20 protein-coding genes are annotated in these 16630 nt (G+C 63.1%); 10 read left to right on the top strand and 10 right to left on the bottom strand.

Annotation, left to right across the window (positions count from 1 at the left end; genetic code table 11):
• Positions 1-32: 32 nt before the first annotated feature.
• The 3 genes from rpsO to VGN72_06710 form a co-directional block, all read right to left on the bottom strand.
• On the bottom strand, positions 33-302 hold the full coding sequence (rpsO, locus tag VGN72_06720) for a 30S ribosomal protein S15 (protein HEV7299044.1): 270 nt from the start codon (positions 300-302) through the stop codon (positions 33-35).
• A 206-nt stretch (positions 303-508) separates the two neighbouring features.
• The gene (locus VGN72_06715; GenBank protein HEV7299043.1) at positions 509-724 is read right to left on the bottom strand and encodes a hypothetical protein; all 216 of its coding nucleotides are present in this window, start codon (positions 722-724) and stop codon (positions 509-511) included.
• Entirely contained in the window at positions 717-1208 is a 492-nt protein-coding gene (locus VGN72_06710) for a nucleotidyl transferase AbiEii/AbiGii toxin family protein (GenBank protein HEV7299042.1), read from the bottom strand. The genes VGN72_06715 and VGN72_06710 overlap by 8 nt, the downstream gene beginning before the upstream one ends.
• 239 nt (positions 1209-1447) lie before the next feature.
• On the opposite strand from VGN72_06710, the gene VGN72_06705 reads away from it, so the two are divergent.
• Complete coding sequence (locus VGN72_06705) at positions 1448-4318, top strand: ankyrin repeat domain-containing protein (protein HEV7299041.1); 2871 nt, start codon at positions 1448-1450, stop codon at positions 4316-4318.
• Positions 4319-4340: 22 nt separating this feature from the next.
• Here the strand turns inward: VGN72_06705 and VGN72_06700 are convergent, their stop codons facing one another.
• Both VGN72_06700 and VGN72_06695 read right to left on the bottom strand, forming a co-directional pair.
• The gene (locus VGN72_06700) at positions 4341-6434 is read right to left on the bottom strand and encodes a cation:proton antiporter (GenBank protein ID HEV7299040.1); all 2094 of its coding nucleotides are present in this window, start codon (positions 6432-6434) and stop codon (positions 4341-4343) included.
• Positions 6435-6669: 235 nt separating this feature from the next.
• Positions 6670-7365, bottom strand: a complete 696-nt coding sequence (locus VGN72_06695) for a 2-C-methyl-D-erythritol 4-phosphate cytidylyltransferase (protein HEV7299039.1) — start codon at positions 7363-7365, stop codon at positions 6670-6672.
• Positions 7366-7612: 247 nt separating this feature from the next.
• Between VGN72_06695 and VGN72_06690 the strand changes: the two genes are divergently transcribed.
• Entirely contained in the window at positions 7613-8968 is a 1356-nt protein-coding gene (locus VGN72_06690; GenBank protein ID HEV7299038.1) for a hypothetical protein, read from the top strand.
• A 168-nt stretch (positions 8969-9136) separates the two neighbouring features.
• Here the strand turns inward: VGN72_06690 and VGN72_06685 are convergent, their stop codons facing one another.
• On the bottom strand, positions 9137-9871 hold the full coding sequence (locus tag VGN72_06685; protein HEV7299037.1) for a site-specific DNA-methyltransferase: 735 nt from the start codon (positions 9869-9871) through the stop codon (positions 9137-9139).
• Positions 9872-9997: 126 nt separating this feature from the next.
• Positions 9998-10126 carry a hypothetical protein gene (locus VGN72_06680; GenBank protein ID HEV7299036.1) on the bottom strand — a complete coding sequence of 43 codons (129 nt, stop codon included), beginning with the start codon at positions 10124-10126 and terminating at the stop codon, positions 9998-10000.
• A gap of 160 nt (positions 10127-10286) precedes the next feature.
• Between VGN72_06680 and VGN72_06675 the strand changes: the two genes are divergently transcribed.
• Entirely contained in the window at positions 10287-11102 is an 816-nt protein-coding gene (locus VGN72_06675; protein ID HEV7299035.1) for a recombinase RecT, read from the top strand.
• Positions 11103-11139: 37 nt separating this feature from the next.
• Here VGN72_06675 and VGN72_06670 read toward each other — a convergent pair whose 3' ends face one another.
• The 3 genes from VGN72_06670 to VGN72_06660 are packed head-to-tail and all read right to left on the bottom strand — an operon-like array spanning position 11140 to position 13211.
• The gene (locus VGN72_06670) at positions 11140-11766 is read right to left on the bottom strand and encodes a hypothetical protein (protein HEV7299034.1); all 627 of its coding nucleotides are present in this window, start codon (positions 11764-11766) and stop codon (positions 11140-11142) included.
• A 10-nt stretch (positions 11767-11776) separates the two neighbouring features.
• Positions 11777-12706: a hypothetical protein gene (locus VGN72_06665; protein HEV7299033.1), complete on the bottom strand. Its 930-nt coding sequence runs from the start codon at positions 12704-12706 to the stop codon at positions 11777-11779.
• A gap of 37 nt (positions 12707-12743) precedes the next feature.
• Positions 12744-13211, bottom strand: a complete 468-nt coding sequence (locus VGN72_06660) for a hypothetical protein (GenBank protein HEV7299032.1) — start codon at positions 13209-13211, stop codon at positions 12744-12746.
• A 115-nt stretch (positions 13212-13326) separates the two neighbouring features.
• Here VGN72_06660 and VGN72_06655 point away from each other — a divergent pair, with 115 nt between their 5' ends.
• The 7 genes from VGN72_06655 to VGN72_06625 all read left to right on the top strand — a co-directional run bounded on the left by VGN72_06655 (position 13327) and on the right by VGN72_06625 (position 16589).
• Positions 13327-13533: a hypothetical protein gene (locus tag VGN72_06655; protein ID HEV7299031.1), complete on the top strand. Its 207-nt coding sequence runs from the start codon at positions 13327-13329 to the stop codon at positions 13531-13533.
• A gap of 49 nt (positions 13534-13582) precedes the next feature.
• On the top strand, positions 13583-14047 hold the full coding sequence (locus VGN72_06650) for a hypothetical protein (GenBank protein ID HEV7299030.1): 465 nt from the start codon (positions 13583-13585) through the stop codon (positions 14045-14047).
• A gap of 216 nt (positions 14048-14263) precedes the next feature.
• Entirely contained in the window at positions 14264-14473 is a 210-nt protein-coding gene (locus tag VGN72_06645) for a hypothetical protein (protein HEV7299029.1), read from the top strand.
• 56 nt (positions 14474-14529) lie between these two features.
• Complete coding sequence (locus tag VGN72_06640; GenBank protein HEV7299028.1) at positions 14530-14766, top strand: hypothetical protein; 237 nt, start codon at positions 14530-14532, stop codon at positions 14764-14766.
• Positions 14767-14855: 89 nt separating this feature from the next.
• Positions 14856-15092 (top strand): carbon storage regulator CsrA, encoded by a 237-nt coding sequence (gene csrA, locus VGN72_06635; protein HEV7299027.1) that lies wholly within the window; start codon positions 14856-14858, stop codon positions 15090-15092.
• A gap of 151 nt (positions 15093-15243) precedes the next feature.
• The gene (locus tag VGN72_06630; protein ID HEV7299026.1) at positions 15244-16029 is read left to right on the top strand and encodes an ATP-binding protein; all 786 of its coding nucleotides are present in this window, start codon (positions 15244-15246) and stop codon (positions 16027-16029) included.
• 62 nt (positions 16030-16091) lie between these two features.
• On the top strand, positions 16092-16589 hold the full coding sequence (locus tag VGN72_06625) for a DUF669 domain-containing protein (GenBank protein ID HEV7299025.1): 498 nt from the start codon (positions 16092-16094) through the stop codon (positions 16587-16589).
• Positions 16590-16630 lie beyond the last annotated feature (41 nt).

Here is a 16630-nt window from a genome sequence, read left to right as displayed (position 1 = left end):
CACGCTGTTGCGTGCCCCGATCTTTGAAAAGTTTACTTACGCAGGCCGAGCTTGGCGATGATCGCCAAGTATCGCGTGCGATCCTCGCGCGTCAGGTACTTCAGCAGGCTGTTACGCCGGCTGACCATCTTCAGCAGCCCGCGGCGCGACGAGTGATCCTTCTTGTGCGTGCGAAGGTGGTCGGTGAGCTCGGTGATCTGCCGGGTAAGCAGCGCGATCTGAACTTCCGGCGAACCGGTGTCCTTCTCGTGAAGCTTGTGATCGGACAGAATCTGGCTCTTCAGTTCAGCGGTGATCGACATCGAAACGTACTCCTAGACACCAAACCCCCAGCCGAGGCCGGTATGGGTCGGTCGTTGATAGGTTCCCGCCGGGACGACGTGCCCACGGCTATGGGAGGTGGCAAAAGGATACGCGAGGGCGCGGAAGAGTTCAACCGACCGCGCCTCGCGAGTACCGCTTGCGGCTTAGCTTTGTCCCCCCGGCGGAGAAGCTGAGCCGCAATCGATCATCCAGGCGCGCTAGTGTGACCTGCCGTCGTCCCCCCAGTTGCGTTTGCGCGGGCTTTTTCTCCGCGCAACAGATAGGGCGCCAGCAGCTTGCGCGTCTCCTCGAGCCAAATGATGCGCTGCAACGGTGTCGTATGCCGAGCCTTGTACAGGATCTGCTGACGTTCCTGCTCGGCCATCGCGTCGGGTGCGGGCGTAGGCGTGACGTTATCCATCGGCCTGAATCATGCGCAGCACGCGCACGTCCTCCAAATCCTTCGCCCGTGCGGCCTTCAGTTTCATCGCGATCAGGTGATTGATTGAACAGACCCGCACGGGTAGACCGCCGACGTCCTTCACTTCCGAATCGGCCCACAACTCGGTTTCAGGAACGGGGTAGTCGACGAACAGGTCGACGTCGAGCAGCGGGCTCTTCGGGTCGAAGAACGACATGACCATCAGTCCCTTATCCCGCACCCACGACTGCCGAACATCGGCATCGGCGAAGTCGCGCGGGTTCACGGGCACGCGCGGGAGGTATCCTAGCGCACCGATCGCCTCAACCGCACGCCGGGCGTTGTCCGGATCAAGCGAGATGACGAAATCAACGTCACCCGTCAACCGCTGGTGACCGTGCAGGATCGTCGCTAAACCACCGACAATGACGTACTCGACCGAGGCGTCGTTGAAGGCGCGGATGAGGTCCAGGAAGGATGACACGGCCGTAGTGTACAGGCGAAGTATGTGCACCGCACGGATGAAGCGGTGATCATGAGCATCGATCCCGCGATTTCGTTCGACACCGCTTCATCACCGCGGTACAACAGCCGAGGCCGATCAGGCGGCCACCCGTCCGCGGGAAGGGCCAAGCCCGCCTTGCCGTACTGCGTTTCGTACATACAACCTTTTCCTCCTCACCCGATTAGCGGACACGGGCGAACTTGCGGAAAGGGTTCGTCATGTCCACGTCCAACGGTCCGTCGTCGTCGTCACCGCCGCCGCCGCGTAGACGGCTGCCGGTCAAACCGTCCATCGAGAATCTGAAGAAGCAGGCCAAACGGCTGGCGAAGCTGGAGGCGATCCAGTTGGCCGATGCGCAGCACCGCCTGGCGCGCGGCTACGGCTGCCGCAACTGGGCCGAGCTGATGCGCGTCGTCGAGGTGATGAACCGCGGGGCGGATCAGACGATCGACGTGAAGCGCGAGGTCGAGCCGTTGCCCAGGGCCGTGCGTGCGCGCGACGTGGCGAAGGTGCGGGCGATCCTGACCGGTGGCGACTTCACGCAGCACGACCTGGACGCCGGCCTGGCCAACGCCGTGTGGTACGGCGGCGACGCGCCGGAGGTGGTGAAGGTCCGCCGGGAACTGTTCGACCTGCTGCTCGATCACGGCGCCGACCCCGACGGGCAGTACGGCAGCGGTTATGGGCCGATCGTGTTCGGCGTGGGCGAGGGCCTGGACGTGCTGGGGTTGCAGTGGCTGCTCGACGCCGGCTGCGACGTCACGTTTCCACCCGTCGATACGAAGTACGGCGCCACTTGCCCGCTGGTGGCGTGGACCGGCACGTACGTCCGAGGTCACAACGACGCCAAGCACCGTGGGATCGATCTGCTGCTGCAGCACGGCGCGTACGTTCCGCCGGAACTGTCGCCGCCCGTTCTGGCGATCCATCGGGGCGACGCAAAGCAACTGGCCGACCTGCTGAATGCGGACCGGGCGTTGATATCGAAGCGAATCACCGACATGCCCCACGGTAACATCCGGCTGGCCGGGGCAACGTTGCTGCACTGTGCCGTGGAGTTCGGTGAGATCGAGTGCTGTGAGGAACTGCTCAAGAGATACGCCGACGTCAATGCCCGTGCCGACATGATCGACGGCGTTGGGGGGCAAACGCCGATCTTCCACGCGATCAACACGAACGGCGATCGGAACCTGTACATGTTGGAATATCTCGCCGCGCGTGTCGGGCAGCACATCGACATGAGCGTTCGCGCGACGTGGCGCGGCCACGCCGGCTGGGCGGTTCGCGATTTCGACCCGACCAGGACACCGATGACGCCGCTGGAGTACGCCGAGAAGGCAGCGCGAGATATTGACCCCAAGCATGCCCACTACAAGCCCCGGGCGATCGAGGAACTCACGATCGTGCGCGCGTTGGACCGCCGTCACGCCATAGCACAGGCTGCTGCGCGAGACGACGTGCAAGCGGTACGGACGATGATCGATGCTGATCAGAACCTGCTGACGCCCGCGCTCTGGCCACCGGCGATCTTTCAGGCAAAGTCGCTGGAAATGGTGACGCTGTTGCTAGACAGTGGGCTGGACCCCAACGAATGCTCGGCCCCGCGCAAGCCACTGCACTTGGCGGCCGACCGGGGGCTGGTCGACGTCTTGCGGCTGCTGATGTCGCGCGGGGCGAGGCTGGAAGTTGTGGATGGCGAGAATATCACGCCGTACGAATTGGCCTTCTGCGGGTTGGCAACGCCACCGAACGTCGAGGCGGTCCGCCAGGTGCTTCGGGAAGGTGGGGCGGTTGATACGGTGTTCACGCACATCTACCTCGGCAACGACGACGCGGCCATCGCAATGCTGCGCGACGACTCGGCGCTAGCCGACGCACGGGGGCCTATTGGATTCACCGCCTTGCAGACGGCGGCCCGCGCAGGGCGCGTGGCCGTCATAGATGCGCTACTGGCGATGGGCGTGGCCGCCGACTCGCCAACAGGTGTTACCAACACACCGCTGTGGCTGGCGTGTCAGTCGAGTGCGAACGAAGCGGATCGAATCGCCATCGCGTCGCGTCTCTTGTCTGCCGGTGCTAACCCACGACGCGAGTGCGAGGACCGGTCGACCCCGCTCCACTTCGCGGCGTGGCGCGGGCCGCTGGCGATGGTGGAACTGTTGCTCCGCCACAATGCCAAGGAGTGGCTGCGTGACAAGAACGGCAAGTCGCCGATCAACTACGCCCGGGACGGTGGCGTCGCGGCGGACCGCGAGCAGATTATCGAGCTGCTGGATCGCCCTGTGATTCGCGATCCACATTTCAAGTCGGCGGTACAGGCCGTTCATGCTGGCGACCTAGCGACATTGAAGCGGCTGCTCTCCGATCATCCGAACCTGGCCAGTGACGCCGCGGAAGAGCCCGAGTGCTATCAGCCGGGGTACTTCAAGGACCCGAAGCTGCTCTGGTTTGTCGCGAACAACCCGACGTTGATGGCGGTTATGCCCGCCAACATTGTCGACTGCGCGGCGGCGATCATCGACGCAGGCGCCAAGCGGGCGGACCTCGATTACACGCTCGAACTGGTGATGACCAGCGACCCCGCCCGCGACCAGGGCCTTCAGCAACCACTGATGGCCCTCCTGCTGTCGCGCGGCGCGCAGGTGACGCCGCACGCGATCCACATCACCCTTGGCCATGCGCTGCGCGAGCCGGTGCAGGCGATGGTGAACCAGGGCCTACCAATGACCGCCTCGATCGCCGCCGGCCTTGGGCGCAACGACGACCTTACGCGCCTGCTGCCGACTGCCGACGCCGGGGAGCGTCACGCCGCGTTATCGATGGCGTGCATCAACCGCCAGCATGAGGCGGCGCGGCTTTGTCTGGATGCCGGTGCGGACGCGAACGCGTTCCTGCTCGTGCACGTCCACTCGACGCCGTTGCATCAGGCGGCGATCCACGACGATGTGGAGATGCTGAAACTGCTCGTGGCCAGCGGCGCGAACCTTAATACGTACGACACGCTCTGGAACAGCACGCCGTTGGGCTGGGCGATTCACGAAAACAAGCCCACAGCGGCGGCCTACCTGCGATCGATCGGGGCGACGTAGCGAAAGGGCTGTGGACTGGGCGCTAGCGCTTGGAAGCTTCAGCCGTTTGATGGGAATGCTTGCGCACGATGAGCAGCGACGACACGCAGTCGCGGGCGATGCGTTCGGCGCGCATTCCGAACAGGCGGCTGCCGAGGCCCCACGTTTCCGAAACGCCGATAATGACAAGGTCAAACTCACCGGCCGCTTCGAGCACGGCCGACACCGGGGTCTCGCTCTCGATCGTGCGCACCTCCACGGGGCGCGGCTGGGTCGGATCGTTGAAGACGCGCTCGACCGCGTGCCGTGCGCCGGTGGGCGTGGTGGCGTTGGCGCTCTTGGGGGCCACCACGTGCAGCACGGTGATCGACGTCTCACCCGCCCGGCCGATGCGGTCGGCCAGTTCCAGCGCCAGGCGGTCGTGCGAGGTGCCGAGGAAGGGCACCAGCAGGCGCCGCGGCTGGCGGAAGCCGCGGTCGATGAAGACGGCGACGTCGGTATCGGTGTCGTGCATCACGCGCGCCACCGTGCCACCAAGCAGCGCTTGGCCGAAGACCGGGTTGTGGAAGCCGATCAACACGAGGTTCGATCGCTCGTCGTAGGCTACCTGCGCGATGTCGCCGGGCACGTCCACGCTGGTGAACGTGCGCGGGTCGACCGGGATCTGCTGCGCGCTGGCCCGTGCCAGCAGCGGTTCCAGCGATTCGTCCTGAGCGGGGGTGATCGAGTCATCCAGGCCGGTGCGATACGCGTCGCGTTCGACCGGGCGGCGCAAGTGCAGCGCGATGATCCGGCCGCTCGTTCGCCCCGTGATCAGGCTCGCCAACTGCACCAACGGCCCACCGCTGCGGGGTGAGGCGACCGGGATCAGCACGGAGTATCCCTTGTGCGGTGACGGCGTCTCGCTGGCCCCCGCTGGCTCCGCGGGCCGAGGCGATGCGGGCTGCATCAATCGCTTGGGATACGCCCACGCAAGGGCCGGCGTCGTGAGTGCAGTGGTTACGATCGCCATGATTACGAGCATCGCGAAGACCGGCGGGGTGACCACGCCGAGGTCCAGGCCGACCTTCAGGATCACCAGTTCCATCAGGCCGCGCGTGTTCATGAGGATGCCGATCGCCGACGCCTCGCGCCACGGCATGCCGCAGGCGCGGGCCGCCAGTGCCGATCCACCGAACTTGCCCGCGCAGGCGATCGCGATGATCAGCATCGCGTCGACCCACAGCGCCCCGCTATTTAGCAGGCCGATCTTCGTCTCAAGACCGGCCGAGGCGAAGAAGATCGGCAGCAGGAAGACGACCGTCACGTCCTCCAGCTTCTCGTTGAGCGTATGCACGAACCGCGACCCCTTTGGCATAATCGCGCCCAGCATGAACGCGCCAAACAGCGCGTGGATGCCGATCAGGTCCGTCGCGATCGCGCTCACCAGCACCAATGACAGGATCAGCGCGAAGACGCCTTGGCTCAGCCGCCCCTGGCTGTCGTGCAACCCCTGCAACCGCTGAAGGAACGGCCGGACGAGCATCACCATGACTGTGATGTACACCAGCGATAGCAGGACGGTCCGACCGGCGTCCAGCAGCGTGCCGTCGGCGGTGGTGATAGCGACCACGAACGCCAGCAGGCACCAGGCGATCATGTCGTTGGCGGCGGCGCAGGTGATCGCCATCGCACCGATCTGGGTCTTGTGCAGGTTGCGCTCAGTCAGGATGCGGGCCAGCACCGGGAACGCCGTCACGCTCATCGCGGCGCCCATGAAAAGTGACACGGACAGGAAGCCGTCGGTCGCGGGGTCGTAGTGCCGGTTGAACAGGTAGAACGTTAACCCGATGCCGAGCGCCATCGGCGCGACGATGCTGGCCGTGCTGATGATTAGCGCGCTACGGCGCTTGCCCTGCACGAGTTTCGGGTCCAGCTCGAGCCCGATCAGGAACAGGAACAGCACGATGCCGACCTGCGCCAGCACGTTCAGCGCGCCCACCGAGTCGGCCGGGAAAAGGCTCTGAAACGTCTCTGGCGACATGAGCCCCAGCAGGCTTGGCCCCAGCATGATGCCGGCCAGCATCTCGCCCACCACCTGCGGCTGCCCGATGCGCAGCGCGAGCATGCCGAGCAATCGGCTCGCGATTAAAATCACCGCAATTTGGATAAGCAGCAGGTAAATAGACGTATCTCCGTGTCCCAAACCGACGCGGCGAAGCGTCGTCGCGGCACGGAAATTGTCAAGTGAGCGGGGAGGGGAGTGGTTAACGGGCAGACGAAACGGACGCGAGCGTGTTCTTTAACAGCCTCTCAGGATGACGATGGGGGGCGTTGTACAGAGAATGTACTCGCGACTGCCCACCGCCACCGCCCACTTCTTCCGCACCCCATCACCACTGCGCTTCCTCGAACGGATTATTCAGAGGCGACTTCTTCGGCTTCGGCAACATGCCCAGAAACGCCTTGGCCAGCACCGCATCACCCACGTGGCCCACGCGCATGTTGAACGGCGACCCCTTCAGCAGGTGTACCGTCGACGCGTGCAGTTCCATCTTCGTCTTGGCCATCTCGGCGAACTTGCCCACGCTGAAGCATTGCGGCGTCAGCAACTGCACGTAGCGGTCGGGCAGGTGGTACGCCATGGGGTGCCCACCCTCGTCAGTCTCCACGAGCGTCGTCCGCACGGGTGTGCAGAGGCCGACGACCTCGTGCTGCGCCGCGGCTTCCATCAAGGAATCGATATCGGAAAACGGCACCACCGGCCGGGCGGCGTCGTGCACGATGACGTGCGTCGCCTCGCCGATCACGCTCGGTTGGGCCGCGGCGATCTGGTCCAACCAGCGCGGCCCACCGCTGACCACCTTTACGCCCGAAAAGCCCAGGTGCGCGCCGAACTTTTGCTTGGCTTCATCCATCCGTTCCGGATCGATCACCAGCAGGACCTGTTTCACGTTGTCGCGGTTCAGGAACAGCTCGACGCTGCGCAACAGGCACTCGCGCCCGTCCACCTTCACGTAAGCGCCATGGGACTCGGCCAACTGGCCCGGCGATGGGGCGGTTAAAACGACAACGCCAGATTTCAACATCGGCGGCTCCTTTGTGCGCGTCCGCCCCATGATTCGCGGGTGCCGTTCCAGGGTCAAGCCAGCATTTGCGTAAGGATGCAGGCGGCTGCGGAACACCGGCGCATAAAAAAGGCCGATCCATGGGGATCGGCCTGCTTCCACAAATGGGCCCGAATGGATTCGAACCATCGACCTCGTCCTTATCAGGGACGTTGGCAGCGTTCGCAGGCGCGTTGTTTTTCCGGGCGATTTCGTTCAACATGAGGGCATGAGCGACGATCGCACACCCGTTCGCACACCCGCGACCACGAACAAGCCCGCCAAGCCGTGGCCCGAATTTCCCCTGTACTGGCACGTTCGCGGCTACTGGATGTGCAAGCGACGCGGTCGCGAACTGCGGTACACCGCCGACGCGATGGAGAGCTACGACCAGTACAAGGCGGATCTGGAAGCCGAGCGTACGGGCATGGGCCGCGTCGTGGCCGCTCGCAAACGGTACACGCTGCGCGACGCCGTCAATCTCTACCTGACGCGGCAGAAGAAGCGGCTCGACGATGGGGAACTGAGCGCCGTCCAATTCGCCAAGTGCCGGATGGAGCTGGATCGCAAGTTGAAGGAATCGACCTCGTTCGCCACCGACCTGGAAGAGTTCTGCGCCGGCTACCCCGGCGACCCCGCGCCCGGCAAGCACTTCACCGCCATTCGGGCACGAGCGGTCGGGCGTGGGCTGCAGGCGGCCCATCGTCACATCGTCATCGTTCGCGCCGCCCTGGACGTGGCCGCTCGAAAGCACCTGATGCGGTCCCCCGATTACGGCGACGACTTCGACCCGCCGACGGCCGCGCGGATCGATCGCGACCGCAACGATCGCGACCTGAAGCACGGCGCCCGTTCGTGGTCCGTCGACGACCTGCGAACCATGTTGACCGCCGCCAAGGGGAAGAAACGCAATCCGCACCTGTACGCGCAGATGTTGCTGGCGCTGTTCGCCGGCTTCGGTTCGGACGATTGCTCCGCCGTCCCACGGCAGGCGTTCAAGCGCGAGCAGGGCGTCGTCGTCTTCCCTCGCGTGAAGAACAACAGGCCGCGCGTCGCGGCGTTGCCCGCGGTCGTGTGGGCTGCGCTGGACGCGAGCGCGGCGCATCGCGATAAACTGTTCAAGCTGAAGGGCATCACGCCTGCCGAGCCGCACCTGTTCTTCCTGAGCGAGCAGGGGAAACGGTGCAACGCGGCTCGAACGACCAGCGACGAGCGGGGCCTGCTGACGACGGGGCGAAACGACACGATCGGCAAGAACTTCCAGCGGTTCGTGGCGGGGCTTGAACTTGAGCGGTACCGCGCCGGGTTCAAGACGCTCCGCGCGATGGGCCGCACGCTGATGGTGGGCGCCAACGTCGACTCCGACCTGATCGCGGTCGTGATGGGCCGACGGTTCCGCTACCCGGTGGACGAGTATTACATCCGCGGCGATCTGCGGGAGAAGTTGGGAGAGGTGGCGAGTCATGTGGAGCGTCAGTTGTTCGGGGACGTCAAACGAACTCAATCACGTCGCGCAGGTTCCCGCGACGAGGCGCGCGCCGAACCGGCCGCGCGTCGCCCTTCGCGTCGGGCATCTCGCGGATGAACTGGTCGATGGAGGATTGGGGGGCGGCGTAGCGCGGCTTACCACCACGGCCGCGGACCACCAGCTTCTTAGCGGTGAGCTTGCCGTCGCGGATCAAACGACAGACGTCGTTACGATGGAGGCCGCCCAGCGCCTCGCCTGCTTTGGTTGTCGATAGGAGCCGTTCCATTAGGCCACCTCCGATCCGAAGAGAACGCCTTGGCGCAGGCGGTTGGCGGCGATCTCGCAGTATCGCTCTTCCGATTCGATGCCGATCGCGCACCGCCCGACAGCCTTTGCGGCTACCAAAGTCGAACCGCTGCCCGCGAAAAAATCGCAGACCGTTTCGCCTGCGTCGGTTGTCACTTCGATCAACTTCGACAGCAGGTCGACGGGCTTCTCGCAGTCATGTAGGCCGCCGCGAATCGCGGGGTAGCGCAGCACGTTGGGGCAGTCCCGGCGGAATGGCTCGCGTCCCACGCCGTATGTAAAATGCAGGATGAACTCGTGCTGATTTCGGAAGCACGCGCCCATGCCGATCATCATCTTGTCCCACACGACCACGCCGGACTGTCGCAGGTCCGCTGTCTCGATCGCACCGGCCAGCGCAGGATTCATCCGCCAGTCAATGAAACTCAGTATGTGGCTGTGGGGCTTCAACAGTCGCCGCCACTCGCGAGCGCAACCTCGCATCAGCCACAGAAAGCCGTTGGTTGTAAGGCAGTCAGTCCCGAACCACGCGTCGTCCGCCGTCTCACGGTTCATGCTCTTGCGGACGCCCTTGGCACCCTCACGGCGCGTTCCGCTGCTGTACGGCGGATCGGTTAGGATCAGGTTGACGGAATCACTCTCCAGCCCATCAGCGACTTCTAGACAATCGCCGTGGAAAATCGTGATTCCGTTTTCGCTGTAGTAGGGTTCCATCGCGTGCCCACCTCTCTTGTGCGAGGTAGGCGGACGGCGTTCGGTCGGGGTATGCAGTCGCAAGTCCCGCTTCCGGTGACTGTGACGGGGTCACGATACGCTACGAACGGCGGGGAGGCAAATCGGCTACTCGGATTTCTTCGGCGTCTCGACGGGAAAGCCGCCGGGCGGCGGGGGCTCGTGGAACGGCGGGAACGCGAAGTCGTAGACGTCGCGGGCGAACGTGGCGAGGATCGACCAGAGGCGGCGGAGCATGGGGCGTAGCCTATCCCGGTTCGGGCCAGAAACACAATCTTGGTGGACAGGGTGGGGATAAGTGACTTTATCCTAACACTTCCCGTACTTATGGAGTATAATCCCTCCCTGTAGAAGACCGAACACATCCACGGATGGGGATTTACAACGGGAGGCCGTGATGGCTAAGAGTTCCGACGATGGCGTGAAGGTGGTACTGACGGAATCGGAAGAGGCGCACCGCCGTAGCCGGTTCCCCGAACTGTCCCGCGAGGAATACCGGCACATGCTGGACTTCTGCGCGAAGCACAACCTCAACGCTTGGAGCAGGACGGTCTACCCCAAATTCCGGGACTGCCCCGGCGCCGCGGGGCATCGCGTCGTCGAGTTCGAACTGACGATCGAGGGCATCCGCACAATCGCGCACCGCACCGGCCAGTACGCTGGCAACGAGGTCACGAAGTTCGCGGAGGACGGCGAGGGCAGGCTCGTCAGCGCCACCGCGTACGCTTACCGGCTGTTGAACGGCGAGCGGTTCCTGTACGCGCACACGGTGCGATGGGGCGAACGCGAGAACCCGGAAAGTGATTGCTGGCGGACGATGCCCCACACGATGCTGGGCAAGTGCGCCGAGGCCGGCGTGCTGCGGCTGGCGTTCCCCGAGCAGCTGGGCGGGATCTACGTGGAAGGGGAGTTGAACCCCGAGCGGATGAAGCGGACGCCGCGTTCAACGGTGCAGACACACGAGGACATCGAACGGCGCGGGGTCGAACCGACAGATGAAACGCCGACGTCGGCCATGCAGTTCGAACTGAAGTTGATCCACGTCTACGGGCTGGGCAGCGAGGCGGCGCGCAAGGCGCTGGTACGCTCGTTTGAGGAACGATACCCGCACCTGTTGACGGGCGATCCGGACGTGCCGCCGCTGCGGTTCTGGGCGACGGTGCTGTACTGCCTGGCGTCGGAGCCGGAGAAGTACGGGGTGGCGGCGGGGTAGATTGACGCAGTGGCCGTTCAGGGAGGAACGGCCTTTTTCATGCCGCAGATGAACCGCTCGACATCCGATTCTCTTGAGAGGGATGAGCGGCGTCAGGGTTCGCCTTGTCGAGAAAGCGAGTCGCCTCTTTGGCTTGCGCATCCAAAACCAGATACACATTGGTCATTATGTGTACGCAAGCGATCGCAGCAGAGAATCCGACGGAGTAGACGAAAGCACTCAACCCCTGAAGAGCCCAAAGCGGCAGAGCGCTAGCGCCTGCAGCCATAGCTGGAGCCAACGATACGACAAGTATTAGGACAGCAAACGAGATCTCAGAGTAGAGCTCTCGTAACACCTGAAGGCGAATGACCTGTTCTCTCCAAAGTGGCTTATCTCGCTCCAAAAACACTCGCTCTCGGTCGATAGGGGTAAAACCAAGAATGCTTTGGACGACCGGCAAAAGAGCCAGCATCACGGCCGCCACCAAGGAGTAGGCAGTCATGAACGCGGCCTGCTGTGAGCGAGCTCCGGCCGGCTTCCAAAACGATAGCGCGACCCCGAATAGGATCGGAATCACGAGAAAGACGGCGATGTGCTGGAAACTCGTTTGCCGTTTCTCCCCAAAACGGAAGGGACGGAAATGGTCCCAGACAATCGGTCCAATGTTGAAGAACCGTGTCATGGCATGGATTCTAGACGATTTTGTCCACCAAGTCTCGACATAATTTTTTCGCGTAAGTGTCTATTGACGAATAGGTTGGGTGTCCGTCCCCGTCCAGTTCAATATCGTTCGTCACGTCGTATCGCATAGCTGTCCCACCAGCACTTGTCAAACTCATCTTTCGGGTCTTTCCTGCCAGCTGGACGTCGACCGCAACATCATCGTATCCGTCCAATCCAGCGATTTCGATCAGATCCCTTGCGGCGGTTGCCCGCTGTGACACACTGAGCGCGGCGGCTCCGATTCGCTTGACCAGATTGGAGTGTCGAATCACAATTTCCACCTCGGCGCCCTGATCCAGCTGCTCGCCATCAACCTTCATTCCCCTCAGAATCTCGTCCGAAAATTGATTCCGAACATAACGAGTAACGCGAAGGGTCTTGGCCTGGCCCTGGCCTAGAAACTTCTCCAGCGCCTCCTGGTGAGTGAGCGGGTTCATCGCCAAGGTCAGCTCGCAATTTTCGCAGTAAGACCGAAGGTCGTTCTCGATCGTAGCCTTGGTCTTGTCGCTGCCATTTTGCTGAACGAGGAACACACCGCGCGTTCGCCCGTTCGGGAAGTGGGCTCGAAAATAACGGGGGGAGAACTCGCTTTCGTTCCTACCTTTTCGGTGTGTCGTGGAACCGCTTTCTACATCCTTCAGCGTAGCCGCGCGGCCGTACTCTCCAAACTCAATAAGGCCATGCACAGATGGAATCGTCTCGTCCTTCTCCAGCCGGATCACCGAGAACGCGGTCGATGTTCGCTGAACCTTCGTCGTGGTAGTTCGTCGCTGGTTCAGGTAGTCGTAGAACACTGCCGTCGCATCGTGCGGGCCACCGAGGGAACTTTCCAGATCCGAAGCTGTCATGCGCTTACGCATCTTCACCACGTACGCGTTCAGGCCGATTTTGTCAGACATAACCCTCCCAAAAAGTTAAGACCGTACCCCTCGCCCCTCACCCCGCCTTTGACTTCCCGCCCGCCCCCGCGTCCCCCTTGGGCTTGGCGGTCCCTTCCGCACGCTCCCTACCGATTCGGTCTAGCGCCGCCCTCAGTTCCTCAAACAGTTCGCGGCTCATGATGCGCGGATTCTCAAGCGCCGCGCCAACGGCATCGAAGCCGCGCTGCGTCGCGTCGGCCAGTTGTTCGACGCTCACCCGCATATCGATCATGCGCGCTCGCAGCCGTCGCACGGGGTCGCCGTACTGCACGCCGGCCCACCAGCTATTGAACTCCGCGGTTGACCACCCGAGCCCCGCAGTAATCTTCTCAACCGTTGAAGGATAGAGCTCGCGAGGCGAGTCCATCGCTTTGATGCGATTGAACGTGCTGGTGCTCAATCCTGTCTGTGCCGAAAAACGACGGATCGACCACCGCAATTCTTCGGTGACCAACTTATTGAACGCGTCTCCAAACACCGGCATTCCCTCATTAGTTACGACACTGTAACGATTTAGGCAACAATGCGTAGCGATGCGATACAAAATCGCTACAAATATATTTGACTTCGGTACTAAATCGCTACATAATCGCCTCATCATGGCAATCAACATTCGTGATGAAGAGTTCGAGCGACAGGTTGAGGCGGAGCGACAGCGCCGGGGCCACAAGACCCTCACGAAGACGTTGCGCGACGTGGCCAAAGAGCGATTCGTTCAACTGGAATCCCTTCGGCCGCAGCTCACCGCCACCGGCAACCAACCGGTGAGCGCCAACGACGCTCGTAACCCGAACGCCGCCGCCTAAGTAACGCATCTAACGATAGCCGCAGGCCCACGAAACGGATTTCACTTCCATGACTAAGAACGCAATGAACTTCGGATCGCTGGTCGCCGCCCTACAGCACTACATCGACGCGGGCGAGCTGACGGTGAAGCAGCTGGCGCATTGGGCCGGTTGCGAGGAACGCACGGTCTACAACTACCTCGCAGGCAACACCGACCCCACCTACCGAACCGTCAACCTGTGGCTGCAGCGCATGCAGAGCGACGTCCGCCTCCACGTCGGGCAGGCGGCGTTCGCCAGCACGGGGCTGATCGTCTGCTTCGCGCCCGACTCGGACGGCGGCGACATGCTGGCCCACGCGGTAAGGGCCAACGGCGAGGCACACGCCACGCTGAAGGCGGTTCACGCGGCGACGGAAGACAACAACGTGACGGTGCCGGAATCCGAGCAGATTGATGCGTTGGCATCGGACGCGATTGTGACGCTGCAGCAGATCAAGGCGAACCTGCCCCGGCAGCGAATGAAGGTGGTGTAGGGACGACTCCACGTGTTCGCCCGCCAGCCTTAACGGGGTGGTGGGGCGATTGAAGGCCCTCCCCGGACGTTCCGGCAGGGCAAACAAAAACCGACGCGGTGTTAGTAGCACCCGTCGGCACGGCCGCACCTAACAGAGAGGTACGACATGATCGACACTAACCCCCACAGCCCATGGTCGTCAACGGCATTCGCTGACGAGAGCGGAGAGCCCCGCATGAGTTTCGTCCCGGCGTTCGGCACGTACCAGCCCGACAAGGTCCACGTCGACCGCCGATGGTGCGCGCGGGTCGATATCGCCGACGAGCTGACCGACATCATGGACGACCTGGAGGCCGACACCGCCGACGGCATCTACACGCGGCTGCTGGAACTGAAGAAGGACCTCGTGAAGACGCGGCATGCGGAAGCGGAGCGGCTGCGTTGATCGACCATATCGCGGACATCGTCAGCGGCATCAACAACAAACCAGCGAGACTGAACATGACCAAACAACAAACCGAAACCACCGCGATCCACCAGCCGGCGCCCGAACGGCCCACGCTCGAGCAGGCCGCGGTCGTCGTCCGGCGGCACCGGCTGGAGGAGCACTACCACCCCGAGCACATCGCACGGTGCCTGAATCGCCTGATGGACGACATCGACCGGCCGGAGCTGAAGACCGACGAGCAAGAGCAGGCGGAGTGGGACGCAAAGCATACGGGCGACCGGTTCGAGTAACGAAGCAACGTTTCCCCCTCCCCAACTGGCCGGGCTCACACCCACGGCCCGGCCAGCACTTGAGGGGATCAACCGGAAAGGACGCCGCCATGTTGGTTTTATCACGACAACGACTGGAACGAATCATGATCGGCGACGACATCGAAATCACGATCGTCGACGTCCGCGGGGACAAGGTGCGGCTGGGCATAACTGCCCCGAAAGACGTCGGCGTTCATCGCGAAGAGGTCTACCGAACCATCCGGCGCGAGAACAGGGCAGCGGCGCAGGTGGTTGAAACGGAAAAGCCCGCGGGCGGATTGGTCACGATGGATGTGATGCAATAACCCACGAGCGGGCCACGGCCGCCTAACCCGCGGCGGTGGCTCTTAGATCGACACAACCAGTGGGCGGACGGCACGACTGTGACAAGCGACCACCGCACACGACGACCCGGCGGCCTAACGGCTGGCGGGAAGTTTGAAAGGAAGGGACAGCATGGCACTCAGTTTGGCCAGCATCAGTAAGGGACGGGCTTTGAAGGCCCCTCGCATCGTCCTGTTGGGCGTGGAAAAGATCGGAAAGTCCACGTTCGCCGGCGGCGCCGAGAATCCTGTTTTCATTCCGATCAAGGGAGAGGAAGGCATCGACGACCTGGACGTGGCGAAGTTCCCCACCGCCCGGTCGTACGCGGACGTGCTCGAAGCGATCCGCGTGTTGTACCAGGAGGAGCACGATCACAAGACGGTCGTGATCGACTCCGCCAGCACGCTCGAGCGGCTGGTCTGGGAACAGACGTGCGCGAACGCCGGTGTCCCGTCTATCGAGCGTGTCGGTGGCGGGTTCGGCAAGGGCTACGTGGAGGCCCTGAAGCTTTGGCAGGAACTGATGGACGGGCTCGACGCGCTTCGCGAGGAACGCGGCATGGCCACGATCATCATCGGGCACGTCAAGGTAAAGGTGTTTAACGATCCGCTCGCGGACCCGTACGACACCTACCTGTTCGATGTACAGGAGAAGGCCAGCAACGCCTTGTTTCGCTGGGCCGATTCCATCCTGTTCGCGAACGTGAAGACGATCGTGAACAAGCAGGACGCGGGGTTCAACAAAAAGGCGAGCCGCGCTACGAGCACGAACGAGCGAAAGATCTACACGCAAAAACGGCCGGCGCATCCTGGCGGCGGCCGTGGCGCGTACGGGCAACTGCCATACGAGATCCCCATGAACTGGCAAGAGTTCATGGCGGAGGTCACCAAGGCATCGCAGGCGGCACCGGCCGCGTGACGCGGGGCGTGAGCCCCGAAACGGACACGGACACTGTAACCCTCTCAGAAAAGGAAAACATCATGGCAAACTTAGACTTTGACGCGAACAACGTGGAACCCTCGGCACCGATGACGCCGATCCCGCCCGACCAGTACGAAGCGATGATCACCGAATCGGAGATGAAGGCCACCGCCGCGGGCACCGGGCAGCGGCTCGCGATGACGTGGACCATCACCGACGGTGAGTTCAAGGGCCGTAAGGTCTGGTCGAACCTCAACCTGGACAACCCAAACGCGACGGCGGTCGAGATCGCCCGGAAGGACCTGTCGGCCATCTGTCACGCCGTCGGCAAGCTGCGGGTTTCGGACTCGGCGGAGCTGCACAACATCCCGTGCATCATTCACGTCATCGTGAAGCCGGGCGATGGGCAGTACTCGCCGCGCAACGAGATCAAGGGCTATTCGAGCCTATCGGGTGCCACGGCGCCGCGCAGCACCGTGCCGCCGGTCGCCAAGCCTGCGGCAGCGGGCGCGGCGGCGTCTACCGGCAAACCGCCATGGGCTCGAAAGGCGTCGTAACCGTCCCCCTTTCGGTCGGTGGTGGCGTAACAGTCACCGCC

It is taken from the genome of Tepidisphaeraceae bacterium (genome assembly GCA_035998445.1).
Taxonomy (GTDB): Bacteria; Planctomycetota; Phycisphaerae; order Tepidisphaerales; family Tepidisphaeraceae; genus DASYHQ01.
This window is presented reverse-complemented; position numbering and strand designations above follow the sequence as displayed.

Excerpts from the sequence above, each read along its gene's own strand:
- VGN72_06625 (HEV7299025.1), top strand. The coding sequence starts at position 16,092 with ATGGCAAACTTAGACTTTGACGCGAACAACGTGGAACCCTCGGCACCG.
- VGN72_06705 (HEV7299041.1), top strand. The coding sequence starts at position 1,448 with ATGTCCACGTCCAACGGTCCGTCGTCGTCGTCACCGCCGCCGCCGCGT.
- VGN72_06695 (HEV7299039.1), bottom strand. The coding sequence starts at position 7,365 with ATGTTGAAATCTGGCGTTGTCGTTTTAACCGCCCCATCGCCGGGCCAG.
- VGN72_06665 (HEV7299033.1), bottom strand. The coding sequence starts at position 12,706 with ATGTCTGACAAAATCGGCCTGAACGCGTACGTGGTGAAGATGCGTAAG.
- VGN72_06685 (HEV7299037.1), bottom strand. The coding sequence starts at position 9,871 with ATGGAACCCTACTACAGCGAAAACGGAATCACGATTTTCCACGGCGAT.
- VGN72_06645 (HEV7299029.1), top strand. The coding sequence starts at position 14,264 with ATGAGTTTCGTCCCGGCGTTCGGCACGTACCAGCCCGACAAGGTCCAC.
- rpsO (HEV7299044.1), bottom strand. The coding sequence starts at position 302 with ATGTCGATCACCGCTGAACTGAAGAGCCAGATTCTGTCCGATCACAAG.
- VGN72_06650 (HEV7299030.1), top strand. The coding sequence starts at position 13,583 with ATGACTAAGAACGCAATGAACTTCGGATCGCTGGTCGCCGCCCTACAG.
- VGN72_06640 (HEV7299028.1), top strand. The coding sequence starts at position 14,530 with ATGACCAAACAACAAACCGAAACCACCGCGATCCACCAGCCGGCGCCC.
- VGN72_06660 (HEV7299032.1), bottom strand. The coding sequence starts at position 13,211 with ATGCCGGTGTTTGGAGACGCGTTCAATAAGTTGGTCACCGAAGAATTG.
- VGN72_06655 (HEV7299031.1), top strand. The coding sequence starts at position 13,327 with ATGGCAATCAACATTCGTGATGAAGAGTTCGAGCGACAGGTTGAGGCG.
- VGN72_06675 (HEV7299035.1), top strand. The coding sequence starts at position 10,287 with ATGGCTAAGAGTTCCGACGATGGCGTGAAGGTGGTACTGACGGAATCG.
- VGN72_06630 (HEV7299026.1), top strand. The coding sequence starts at position 15,244 with ATGGCACTCAGTTTGGCCAGCATCAGTAAGGGACGGGCTTTGAAGGCC.
- VGN72_06715 (HEV7299043.1), bottom strand. The coding sequence starts at position 724 with ATGGATAACGTCACGCCTACGCCCGCACCCGACGCGATGGCCGAGCAG.
- VGN72_06690 (HEV7299038.1), top strand. The coding sequence starts at position 7,613 with ATGAGCGACGATCGCACACCCGTTCGCACACCCGCGACCACGAACAAG.
- csrA (HEV7299027.1), top strand. The coding sequence starts at position 14,856 with ATGTTGGTTTTATCACGACAACGACTGGAACGAATCATGATCGGCGAC.
- VGN72_06680 (HEV7299036.1), bottom strand. The coding sequence starts at position 10,126 with ATGCTCCGCCGCCTCTGGTCGATCCTCGCCACGTTCGCCCGCGACGTC.
- VGN72_06670 (HEV7299034.1), bottom strand. The coding sequence starts at position 11,766 with ATGACACGGTTCTTCAACATTGGACCGATTGTCTGGGACCATTTCCGT.